Below are 12,886 nucleotides of genomic sequence, written 5' to 3'. Positions count from 1 at the left end.
TTGGTTTTTTCAGTACGGAAAATGGCGGCGGTCAAATTGAGTTTGTCTTCCAGAATGTCCCATTTAGTCCCCAGTTCCATGGTACGGACTTTTTCCGGTTTTAAATTTTCAATAGCTACAGTAATACTTTCGGAACCATCACCGCCATCGATGCCAACCGGATTTGAGGAAGTGGCATAGCTGATATAAATACTGCCATTTTCTCTTGGCTTAAAGACCAGACCGGCCTGATAGTTAATAAAGTCATCTTCATTTTCAAGGGTGAGCTGATCACCTGGAACGGCTGTAATTGGCGTATTGTTAGCGCCTGTCACCGCATTATTGAATCGTCCATAGGTCAAGATTTGCTGGGTCTTATAGTCATCCCAGCGCACACCCAGATCCACAATCCATTGCGGATGCAGTTCGATGCTGTCCAGGAAGTAGATCGATTTGGATTTGGTCTCAATATGATAACTGTCTGCACCATCCGTACTAATCGTTCCCGTCCAGGTACTCCGATTTGGATTGTCTACAGAGGTACACCAGCCTAAGGCCACATTGGCAGGAGTACCACAGGCTGCATAGGAACTGCCAGTCGCATTCAGACCGTTAATAATATATTGGGTACGCTCAGTATCCTGATCCGAATATTCTGCACCCAGATTAAAGCTATGCTGGATGATACCGGTGTTGAATTTACCGGTTAAAGCCAGCAAATCAGTAAAGGTATCGGTATCTGCGATACGTGAATTGGCCCGAGCCCAGACATTACCATTTAAAATGAAGTTTCCGCGTGAATCATCAGGATTGGTCCAGAGGTAGTCATTTTTAGAACGGTTAAATACCGCCGTATTGCTGAGGGTTAAATTGTCATTTAGATCATGTTCCAGCTTGAGGGTGCCAATCTGGTTTTCCTGTTTCTGGAAATCACGATCTTTCCAGCCATAATACTGACCTTGTTTAACGTTGATCGGTTTACCATTGCCATTTAATGGCCGGTTATCAGGGTTATTTCCAGTAGGTGCCTCAAACGGATTATTATAAGGAATGCCTGAGTCTGGAATATCATCTGTTTTTAGATAGTAATAACTCAAAGTGCCACGTGTTGCATTGTCCAGATCAAAACTGAAGCTGGGTGCAATACCCGCACGTTGGTATTCTGTACCGTCATGCTGTCCTGCTTTTTCATTCTGATGGCCCATGACAGCTATACGAGCCGCCATACCATTATCAAAGTCCTTGTTAGCGTCTAAAGTGATACGTGCATACATGTCTGTGCCACCTGCAATGGAGCCTTCCAGCGCATCTCCCTGTTTCGCCACTTTTGAAATCAGGTTAATACTGCCGCCAGTAGTACCAGCGCCGCCCATGGCAGAGACAGAACCTTTGGTGACTTCGACCTGCTCAACGGCAAACATTTCCCGGTTTTGTGAAGTCGAATTCCGTACACCATCCACATACATCGAACTTTCCGAGTTATAACCCCGAATAAAAGGTCGATCCCCATTTGGATTACCACCTTCTCCCGCGCCTAGGGTAATCCCCGGCACAGTACGCAAAGCATCTGCCAAGGTCGTAACCTGCGTATCTTCAATCAGTTGCTGAGGGATCACAACCACAGATTTCGGGGTATCCAGGAGAGGGGCAACAAATTTGCTATTTGCCGATTGATCGATTTTTAAACCTGGCACAGATTCCACTTGCACTTCCTGACGGATGGTTTCAAGCTGCACCACGTTTTCTTGGGCAATTGCATGTGCGGATGCAAGAGAAAGGGAAGAAACGATTGCTGAAGAAACGATTTTTTTACGAGATTTTATCTGGCTCATCATAGTTCTTTTTTATTTTTAAGTTTGGATTCGCAAATAATAATTATTATTGTTATCGTTGTTATCCTTTCTGAATTGATATTGGCGATGAATAAAATTTAATCAATTTTAAAAATAGATGAAAGGGTTAGAGGGTGGAGGATTAACTCTATGTTTTTGTTATAAATTGATAAAATATAGGTCTAGTTTAGTTTTAATTGATAATAATTATCGAGATATAAAATATTTAGGATTGTCTTAAATAATAGTTCAAGAAGTAGAACATAGCACTTCCGACTTCTTGAAACTTCATCTTTATTTTCAAATAAATATCATCATTCAATTCTATTCAACACACAGCCCGGCTGAATTTCAGCTACTGTGGCTGTTCCCATTAGCGCCATGGTGATTTCAAATTCTTCTTTGAGGATTTTAATCACATGTGCTACGCCTAAAGCTCCGGCAGTCGCCAGTCCATAAATATAAGGACGGCCAATCAGCACCGCAGAAGCACCTAAGGCAATCGCCTTGAATACATCAGATCCACGGCGAATACCGCCATCATAAAGCAGAGGAAAATCTGCTGGCACCACCTTTTTAATCAGTTGTAGGGCAATCAGTGGAGAAATACAGGTATCTAGTACCCGGCCGCCATGATTGGAAATGATCAGGCCTTTTACCCCATGCTGAATCGCCAGCTGGGCATCCTGAGGATGCACGATGCCTTTTAGAATGACCGGTAAATAGGTCTGCTTTACCATCCAGGCAATATCTTCCCAGGTCGGAGCAATTTTCATCAGCCCATGAAAGACCGGATGATCACCTTCTTTTAATTCTGGCAGGGGAATATGTGCTGGTGTATGCGGGTGCTGCATGTCTTTCGGTAAATGGAAAAAAGCGCGACGTTCACGATCACGGATGCCGGTATGTGGTGAATCCACGGTAATCACCAGCGCCGTGTAATGATGTGCTTCAGCCATTTTCACCAAAGCCAAAGATTTTTCCCGATCACCTTGCCAGTAAAGCTGGAACCATTTGCGAGGATTATCCTGCTTGAGTGTCCGCATATCGGTATTAGTAAAAGTACTGAGAATGATATTGCTGCCCATGACTTCTGCAGCAAGCGCTGAAGCTGCTTCAGCCTCAAGATGAAATTGTTGCTGGTGTCCAATCGGTGCCAGGAAAATCGGATGCGGAAATTTCTGTCCAAAAATTTCAATTTCAGTACTGCCTTGACTCAGGTCTTTCAACATTCGAGGTAATAACTGAATATCCTGAAACTGCTGTAAATTATCCCGGACACTGACTTCATCCATAGAACCACCTTGCAGATAATCCCAGACCATACTGGACAGATGTTTTTTTGCCTCCATTTCATAATCGGCAATGGTTTGTAAGTAGGCGGGAATCTGGGTCAGTGGTGCGATTGGATCCTGCGACATTACAAGTCACCCCATTGACGAATCAGGTTGTGGTAATGATGGGTCAGCTGCAGGACTTCTTCCGTATCGCCAATTTGCTGACGCAGTTTGATAATGGTCATATCCAGATCAAATAGCATGCTGCGTTTGGCATCTTCCCGAACCATACTCTGAATCCAAGTGACAGCTGCTATACGTTTGCCTTGAGTCACCGGTTCAACCCGATGCAGACTGGTCGATGGATAGACAATCACATCACCAGCGTCCAGTTTCACTTCATGGCAACCATATTGGTCTTCAACGACCAGCTCGCCACCTTCATATTCATCGATTTCAGATAAAAATAAAGTCAGTGACACATCGGTACGAATGGCCTGTCCGAGTAGAGGAGAGTAATGAATGGCATTATCGACATGATTACCATAAGTACCTGAATCCTGATAGCAGTTAAACAGGGGCGGCAGGATATGTTTCGGCAGGGCAGCAGAGGTAATTAAATGATGACTTTTAAGTGCCTGTAAAATAATCGGGCTAATCTGCTGATACAGGACAGAAGAAGAATCCAGTTGTAGGTTCTTTTTGATTTTCTGTGCCTGACTCCCGGCACTGAGTTGCCCATTCATCCAGTGTTCTGAACGATCTAATTGCTGTCTCAGTTCGGCAACTTGTGCTTTGCTTAATACTGCCGGGATATGTAACATCATTTTAAAAGCATTCCTGCAATTGAAAATATCGTGCATTCAAGAGAATACACGATATTGATAGATAGAGATAAAAGCTAAATTAAAATTTATAGTTCAAGGTTAAAGCTGCTGAACGTGGTTGACCCAAGATCACACGACCACCTCCATTATTCAGCGTGCTGATGTACTCTTTATCTGCCAGATTATAAACATTCAGGTTTAAGGAAGTCTGGTCATTAAAGGTATAACCGGCCATAGCATCAAACACCACATAGCTTGGAATACTTGGCATATTCGCTGCAGCAGTACTATCGGTAATCACACGTTTTTGCTCATCCACATAACGTGCCCCCAAGCCCAGTTTTAAACCGGCAATGTTATAGGTCGTCCACAGTGAAGCGGTCCATTCAGGTGACCAGCGTACACTATTGGTCTGGGTCACTACACCCGTGTTGGAGTTGACACTGAACTGGTCTTTTTGCTCGGTTTTCATATGGGCTACACCTGCTGAAATATTCCAGGCATCGGTAATTTTACCGACAGCACCCAATTCGATTCCTCTAACTGTAGTTTTACCTTCCTGAACAGACTCGCGGGTAATCGGATCTTGGGTAAACTGGTTTTCATTTTCGGTGTAGTATGCAGCAGCATTTAAAGCCAGATCACCCTCTAGTAGATCCCATTTGGTGCCAATTTCATAATGATGAGTTTCTTGAGGGTCTGCGGCTGAGCTGTTTATTCCTGTGGTTGAAAGGCTAAAGTTACTGCTACCCGGCGGTGTCAGGGATTTGGCATAAGATGCATAGACACTGCTGTAGGCAGTTGGCTTATATAAACCACCGAGCTTCCAGCTGAATAAAGTGTCATGGGCTTTTAAATCTGTTTTGGTTTCAGTTACTGCTAGTGTCGTACTATCGGTTGAGTAACCTAGTGCATCGTAATTGGTATCGTAATAATCGACACGGACGCCACCATTGAGTTGAAAACGTTCACCAAACTTGAGCGTATCAAAAAGATAAGCAGCCGCCGTCTGGGTTTCACCATTTGAATAAGCGCCCGTATACACAGGATCAGGCAGATTCTGGTGACGGTCAGGATGGTATAGATTCGCGGGTGGTGTACTGTTAGTAGGCTGCCCTGGCATTTGTGTAGCCAGCGTTCTAGAATATTGCCGCTCTTTTAATAGCTCTACGCCAGCGACCATATCATGTTCTACTGAACCAGTTTTGACATTCCAGTTGATCGTACTCTGATTAGCTAGAATTTTATTTTCCTGATCTACCCCTTGTCGCGAACGGCTGACTGTCCAGTCTTGAGGATTAGTAGAGTCGTTTCTTGAAATCGTATTAATCCCTGTCAATGTGCGCTGCATCTGGGTATTGCCCAGGCGGGTAATATTGGTGAATTTCAGATTTTCAGCCCAGTCACTTTCGATTTTGGCTGTAAACATATCAGCATTAATATCTTCATGGTCATCTGCGTGACCATAATAATTTTCACGGTCTACTTTAGCTGCATTGGCAATCAGCGGGTCTGCATTCCAGAAACCTTTCATGCCAATAGTCGGAATACCGCCATCCGGGATATTACGCTGACGAATGTGTTGTGAGTAAAGATATAAACGAGTATCGCTATCCAGACCAAAGGCGATGGAAGGAGCAATAGCCCAGCCTTTATTTTCGATATAATCGCGTCCTTTCACACCGCCATGTTGTCCCATTGCATTCAGGCGAATGGCGACGCTGTCATTAATGGCCTGATTAATGTCGGTAGCAAGGCGTGTATGTTCTGCCGTGTTATAGGTTGCAGACACTTCACGGCTGTTTTCCAGATGAGGCAGCTTGCTGACCAGATTCACATAACCGGATGCTGTACCACGTCCACCCTCTGCACCTGCCGGGCCTTTTACAACTTCCACCTGCTCCAGATTAAATACATCACGATTCACAGCGCCCAGATCACGAATACCATCCAGATAGGTCGAGCTTTGAGTTGAAAAGCCGCGCATCTGGAAAGCATCGCCAGCACTGGTATTGCCATTTTCACCCAGTTGCAAGGTAATTCCTGGTGTATTACGCAGAGCTTCAACCAAGGTAGTCGCACCTTGTTCTTTTAATAAATTTTTGTTGATAATCGAAACAGTTTGCGGCGTATCTACCAAAGCTTGGCTAGATTTAACGGAGCTTAATTGATCTACTTTATATTCACTTACAGTTTTGTTTTTAACCGCAATTTCTGGAAGCTGAATAACGCCTTCATTGGTGGTGTTATCCGCATGAGCGATGAGAGGCAGAGTTGCAGCAAGTGCGACCAATGAAGTCTTATAATGATTTTTCCGGCTTTTGATATGCGCCATATTGCAGAATTCCTGAATTAAATAATATTTCCCTTACCACCTTGATATGCTCGAGTTCATCAAATAGCAGCAATTATGGAGTTATTGTTATGGCTTTTAACAATTTTGCGAATTGTATTAATAATAATTATCATTAACAATATTCAATTAAGTCATTCTTATGAATTTATGGATGAAATTACTGTTTAATATTCAAACTTTAATCTAGGATTTCTATTAAGAAAAAATTCAAAATAAACTTATTTTTCAGTTTTTTACCTAAGATTAAAAAATGTAATTATTTTCTATTTAAAGCTTTTTATCAAAAGGTGCGTAAATAGAACTAAATCTAGATTTAAAGTTTTATATCTTTCAGAAAATAAAAATAGCCTCACAAATGAGGCTATTTTTTGATGAGGGACGAAGCTAAAACTTAGTATTTAAAGTTCAGAGAAAGAACTGCGTTACGGCCTTCTGCTTCAGTTGCATAGTGAGATGCATAAGCTTTAGTGAAATAACGTTGATCAGTCAGATTGTTTACATTCAACTGCAGGTCAACATTTTGATTCACGTTATAACGCGCCATTGCATCGTAGCGAACATAACCTGGAACGTATCTGGTGTTGTCGGCATTACCGTAGACTTTATCCATGGCAACTGCACCCGCACCAACTGTAAAAGCAGGAGTTAGGTCATAAGTCGTCCAAAGTGTCGCAGAATTTTTCGCAACATTCTGAACCTGGTTACCATCATTGGTACCTGCACCATCATCGACAATTTCACTGTCTAGATAAGTATAACCAGCAGATACAGCCCATTTGTCAGTGATATTGCCGTTCGCTCCAAGTTCAAAACCGTCCACACGTGTTTCACCAATATTACGGGTAAAACCGTCGGTATCAGTAGCGCGAGTGTTGGTTTTTTCAGTACGGAAAATAGCAGCCGTTAGATTTAATTTATTATTAAATAAATCCCACTTCGTGCCCAGTTCCATGGTGCGAACTTCCTCAGGTTTAAGGTTGTTCATGGCCTGAGCTTGTGCTTCAGTGGTATTACGTCCAGGTACAGAAAGTCCTTCTGAACCATCAGCAGCGTCTACACCCACTGGGTTGGCAGAAGTTGCATAGCTTGCATAAATACTGCCATTCTCAGTTGGCTTAAATGTTAGACCTGCCTGGTAATTAAAGAAATCATCATTAGTACCAAATTTTGTTCCAGCTGGAATTAAACTACTGCCAGAGCCTGACTCTTTGTTGTAGACCTGCTCAGTATCAAATTTATCCCAACGCACCCCAAGATCTAACAGCCATTGAGGGTTAATCTCGATGTTATCTAAGAAATACACCGATGTATTTTTAGTGGTTGTAGTAGAAATTGCACGATTTGCAGAAGTTGAACCTAACCAGGGATCATTTGAGTTCGGGTTATCAGCACTTGTACACCAATAATTTGAGGTAGCATTGGTAAATGTATTACATGCTTTGCTTCCACTAAGGTTAGCTGGAAGAGTAGAGCTTGCCGCCTGCCCTAAATCTGTAAGTAAATAATTTCCTTTGTCAGATTCTTGCTTAGAATATTCGGTGCCTACATTAAAATTATGTTTTAGTGTACCGGTATTAAATTTACCGGTTAATGAAAGCTGATCACTAAATGTATCTGTGTCAGTAATACGGGTATTTGCACGACGAACCACTTGTCCATTGGCAATATTTAATTTGGAATCATCTGGCTGAGTCCAGACATAATCATTTTTAGATTGACCATAAACAACCGTGTTACTAATGGTTAGATCATCTGTTAAATCGTGCTCTAACTTTAAAGTACCAATCTGGTTTTCCTGTTTCTGGAAGTCACGATCCAGCCAACCATAGTAAATACCTTGTTTAGCATTGAGTGGTTTGCCTACAGCTGTTTGAGTTGCTGAATTCCAGTAAGGCACACCAGAATCTGGGGTATCATCAGATTTTAAGTAGTAATAGCTTAAAGTCCCACGAGTAGGGGTATCTAGACCAAAACTAATACTTGGTGCAATACCGGCACGTTTATATTCAGCACCGTCTTTCTGACCTGCTTTTTCGTTTTGATGCCCCATGACAGCTACACGTGCTGCAACACCATTACCAAAATCTTTATTACCATCTAAGGTAATACGTGCGTAGCTGTCCGTGCCTCCAGCAACAGAACCTTCTAAAGAATCCCCTGCTTTGGCAACTTTAGAAATCATGTTAATGCTACCACCAGTGGTCCCTGCACCACCCATAGCAGAAGCCGAACCTTTGGTGACTTCAACCTGTTCTACAGCAAACATTTCACGGTTTTGCGAAGTTGCACTACGAACTCCATCTACATACATTGAGCTTTCAGAGTTATAACCACGGATAAATGGACGATCACCATTCGGGTTGCCACCTTCACCGGCACCAAGGGTAATACCCGGTACAGTACGTAAAGCGTCAGCAAGAGTAGTAACTTGAGTATCCTCAATCATTTGTTTAGAAATCACAGATACTGATTTCGGGGTATCTAATAAAGGTGCAACAAATTTTTTATTGGCAGAATTATCTACTTTTAAGCTTTGTTGTTTTTCAGCAGCAATTTCTTGATGAATAGTTTCAAGTTGAACAACTTCTTCTTCAGCAACAGCGTTCACTGCGATTATGGAGAGGGAAGAAGCGATCGCAGAAGAAACGATTTTCTTACGTGACTTGATGAATGACATGGAATACTTGAATCGTGTAATTTATGATGTGCGAATAATAATTATTCTTATTTGTTTAATGTTTGTTTTTGTTATTGGTTTTGGCAATGTTTAGCTGGGCTAAACTTGGAAATGTAAATGTAATAGTATAACAAAATATATCTAAACTAATGAATTTAATAAATATCGGAAAAATAAGTGTTTAAAGTCTCTTTGATGGGGATTTTTTATGTACATGAAGTAGGGATTTTATAAGAATTTTCCAAATATAAAAAACCTGCCGCAGCAGGTTTTTTAAAAAAGGAATATATTAGAATTTGAAAGTTGTGCTTAGTTGTAAGCGACGACCTTCTTGAGTGTTGGAATATTCATTAGCAAAGAATGCTGCATCTGGGTTTGTGGCAGTAGGCGCATCAAAGCGAGAATATTTGTTGAAGTCTTTATCAAACACATTGTACAGTGCAACAGAAATATCCCAATTGTCCGTCACCGTAAAATTAGAACCTAAATGCAACAAGCTATAGCTATTGAAATCACCTAAACGATCATAGATACGTTTTTCATCACCCTCTAATTTAGATAGATCTGATCCAGGATAGCGATCACGTTCACTTCGATATTCACCGCGAGCCCAAAGTTGTACATTATCAGCAGCTTGCCATTTAAGGGTAGTGTTAACGATGTGTTCAGGAGTATCAGTAAAGGATGGATTTCCTAACTTGGAATCATTGATTTGCGTTTTACTCCATGTGTAATTTGCAGACCATTTCCACTCTGGCGCGAAGTTCCAGTTAAAACCAGTCTCTACACCATAAATTTCAGCCTCTTGAGCATTAATTGGGCGATTTACTCCCCATGAATCAGGGCGGCCATTTGATGGATTATAATCCATAGTCCATGGAGTTCCGACGCTTGCCATGTACTCTTCACATGCTTCTTTGATAGGGCCTTCATCATTTCTACAAGTACGTTCAGGATTGGAGGTAGGGGTTAGGATTTTATCCTGGACTTCACTGTAAAATGCAGTGATATTGGCATCGAAATTATCCTTGGTGAAATAAGTCGCAAGTTCAAAGTTGTTACTTGTTTCAGGTTTTAGATTTTTATTACCAAATAAAGGAGTTCTACCTTGGCTACCTACGTTATAGATGCCATCTGTTAAGCGTTCTAAACGTGGTGTTTTATATCCTTCACTGTAGCCACCTTTAAAAGTCCAATTATCATTCGTATTCCAAACTAAATAAGCACGCGGCGTCCAAAAGTCCCCAAATGTTTCATGGTCATCATAACGTAGGCCTAATGTTAAAGCTAAAGTATTGGTTAAAGACCAAGTGTCCTCAGCAAATAATCCTAATTGAGTAAAAGAAACTTCTTTGTTCTGGCGTAAACCATCACTGATGCGAGCATCCCACCATTGACCACCCAATGTCAAATTATGGCCTTCAATGAGTTGAGTCGTAAACTTAGTGTCAAAAATAAGGTCTTCACTTTCAATAATACGAGCCACTTTTTCTTCACTAAGTTCTCCATTTACTAATGGGAGAGTTCGAGACGGTAATAAGCGACCAACTGTTTCACTTTCATTGAATGACAAGCTACTATCTAAGGTACCAACAGTATTACGCCATTGGTGAGCGACATAGTATTTATCCCGATTAAATTTGAGTTCATTATCATAGCCTCCGTTAGCTCCTACAGTACCGAGTTGGAAGGTGCTTGAGGATAAGGACGGATTTTCATAAGTTTGACGCTGTTTTTCAATATCAAAGCTTATATCGTGATTTTGGTTTGGGGTTAATGTTAAGCGAGCACCAAGAGTATCGATTTTACCTTCTGCTGGGCTATTACCTGAACCCAATACACCATCATCGGCATCACGATTTACATTTGACTCATCTCGTTCCCAATGTTTGGCACGAATTTGCAAACCTAATAAGTTTTCAATGAGTGGGCCAGATGCGTAAATATCAGCATTACGTTGATTACCGAAATCAGAGTAGTTGGGATGGAGAGTACTGTCTAAGGTCAAAGCCCCAGTCCAAACATCAGAAACTTTTTTGGTAATAATATTGACTACCCCTCCCATTGCATCAGAGCCATACAGAGTCGATGCTGGTCCCTTAATTACTTCAATGCGTTCAATCGCAGAAATAGGGGGGATAAAATTGTTATTAGTTTCACCAAAACCATTTGGAGTAATGTCACCAGTACTATTTTGACGTCGACCATCCACTAGTATTAGAGTGTATTCTGAACTCATACCACGCATGCTAATATTTAAACCGCCCGTTTTACCTGCTGTAGGGCTAATATCTACACCTTCAACATCAATTAAAGCATCGGCAACTGAGGTGATACGTTTGGTCTTAAAATCTTCTTGTGTAAGTACTGTAATAGAGGCAGGCGCATCTTTTAATTTTTGTTCATAGCCTGCTGCAGAAACTACAATCGTTGAGAGTTGAGTTACTGGTATTTCAGTATTATTTGTTTCAGCAAATGCTGTAGATGCTGTAACCCCAAGAATCGCCAATGCTAATGGGCGAAGATTAAATGTATGCATGTCCCAAATCCCGAAAATTAGGAATAAATAGAGTATTCGATCAAATTTTTAGCAATACTAATGATAATATTTATCATTAGCAATAAAAATATACATTTGCTTCATTGTTATTGGATTAACTAACTCTCTGGAAAATGGCAATTCACATACAAAAAGGCTTTAAAACTGGAACTCGCGCGTATGTTTTGTATATCGTTCAATGTTGTCATATAATGTGGCACATTTTTATAAACCTGTTATTACCAAATATATAGAGGAAGCCATGCAAGTAACTTCTGAAGCGGTTTCGGGCGTTGCCCGTCGTTTAAATGTTTCTGTACCGACGAGCCGAATTAATGAGCAATTTGAAGCTCGTTTAAAACGCACTGCTAAAACTGCGAAGATCAACGGCTTCCGTCCTGGTAAAGTGCCTTTGAACGTTATTCGTCGTGAATACGGCGCTGGTATTTACCAAGAAGTTGTTAACGACATCATTCGCGATACAGTTTTTGAAGCAATCCAACAAGAGAAAATCAACGCTGTTGGTATGCCAAACATCGAAAAAACTGAAATGAAAGATGATGCTTTAGTTTATGAAGCAACTGTTGAAGTTTACCCAGAAGTTGAAGTGAATTTTGAAGGCCTTGAAGTTGAGCGCAACGAAGCTGAAGTAAACGACAAAGACGTTGAAAAGATGATCGAAAATCTTCAAAAACAACGTGCTGCTTGGGCTGAAACTAAAGGCATGGCGAAAAAAGACATGCAAGTAACTTTCGATTTCGAAGGTTCAGTTGATGGCGAAAAATTTGAAGGCGGTTCTGCAGAAGACTTTAAACTTGTTTTAGGTTCTGGTCGTATGATTCCTGGCTTCGAAGATGGCATCATCGGCATGAAGAAAGGCGAAGAGAAAGTTATCGATGTAACTTTCCCAGAAGACTACCAAGCTGAAAACCTTGCGGGTAAACAAGCTCAATTCAAAATCACTGTGAAACTTGTTGAAAAGCAAAAACTTCCAGAAATTGATGCTGAATTCCTTAAAATTTTCGGTTTAACTGAAGAAGAAGGCGTTGAAAAACTTAAAGCTGACGTTCGTAAAAACATGGAACGTGAAGTGAAAAACGGTCTTCGCAACCAGGTGAAAGGCGCAACTTTTGATGCACTTGTAGCTGCAAACGAAGTTGAAATTCCAGCTGCAATGCTTGCTCAAGAAGTTGACCGTCAACGTCAACAAATGATCCAGCAGTTCACTCAACAGTTTGGTGCCCAAGGCGCGAAAGCATTTGATTCAAGCATGCTTCCAGATGAACTGTTCAAAGAACAAGCTGAAAAATCAGTGAAACTTGGCGTGTTGGTAAGTAAAGTACTTGCTGACGCGAAAATCGAAGTTGATCAAGCACGTGTAGAAGCTTACATCGAAGAC

7 protein-coding genes are annotated in these 12,886 nt (G+C 41.3%); 1 reads left to right on the top strand and 6 read right to left on the bottom strand.

Annotated elements, in window-relative coordinates; genetic code table 11:
* The 6 genes from B4033_RS00815 to B4033_RS00790 form a co-directional block, all read right to left on the bottom strand.
* Positions 1-1,811: TonB-dependent receptor (locus B4033_RS00815; protein WP_286831166.1), on the bottom strand; the 1,811-nt coding region annotated here is incomplete at its 3' end.
* Between the two features lie 314 nt (positions 1,812-2,125).
* Positions 2,126-3,232 carry an alpha-hydroxy acid oxidase gene (locus tag B4033_RS00810; protein WP_286831164.1) on the bottom strand — a complete coding sequence of 369 codons (1,107 nt, stop codon included), beginning with the start codon at positions 3,230-3,232 and terminating at the stop codon, positions 2,126-2,128.
* On the bottom strand, positions 3,232-3,915 hold the full coding sequence (locus tag B4033_RS00805) for a Fe2+-dependent dioxygenase (RefSeq protein WP_071320590.1): 684 nt from the start codon (positions 3,913-3,915) through the stop codon (positions 3,232-3,234). The genes B4033_RS00810 and B4033_RS00805 overlap by 1 nt, the downstream gene beginning before the upstream one ends.
* Before the next feature lie 79 nt (positions 3,916-3,994).
* Complete coding sequence (locus tag B4033_RS00800) at positions 3,995-6,250, bottom strand: catecholate siderophore receptor Fiu (RefSeq protein WP_286831162.1); 2,256 nt, start codon at positions 6,248-6,250, stop codon at positions 3,995-3,997.
* 412 nt (positions 6,251-6,662) lie between these two features.
* Positions 6,663-8,948 carry a TonB-dependent receptor gene (locus B4033_RS00795; protein WP_286831161.1) on the bottom strand — a complete coding sequence of 762 codons (2,286 nt, stop codon included), beginning with the start codon at positions 8,946-8,948 and terminating at the stop codon, positions 6,663-6,665.
* A 289-nt stretch (positions 8,949-9,237) separates the two neighbouring features.
* Positions 9,238-11,487 (bottom strand): TonB-dependent receptor domain-containing protein, encoded by a 2,250-nt coding sequence (locus tag B4033_RS00790; protein ID WP_286831160.1) that lies wholly within the window; start codon positions 11,485-11,487, stop codon positions 9,238-9,240.
* Positions 11,488-11,749: 262 nt separating this feature from the next.
* Between B4033_RS00790 and tig the strand changes: the two genes are divergently transcribed.
* Positions 11,750-12,886, top strand: a 1,137-nt coding sequence (gene tig, locus B4033_RS00785; protein ID WP_286831159.1) for a trigger factor, incomplete at its 3' end; no start/stop codon positions are given.

The sequence above is a fragment of the Acinetobacter sp. UBA3132 genome, assembly GCF_002364825.1.
GTDB classification, from domain to species: domain Bacteria; phylum Pseudomonadota; class Gammaproteobacteria; order Pseudomonadales; family Moraxellaceae; genus Acinetobacter; species Acinetobacter schindleri.
The sequence above is the reverse complement of the archived record's forward strand: the minus strand, read 5'-3'. Positions and strand labels throughout refer to the sequence as shown.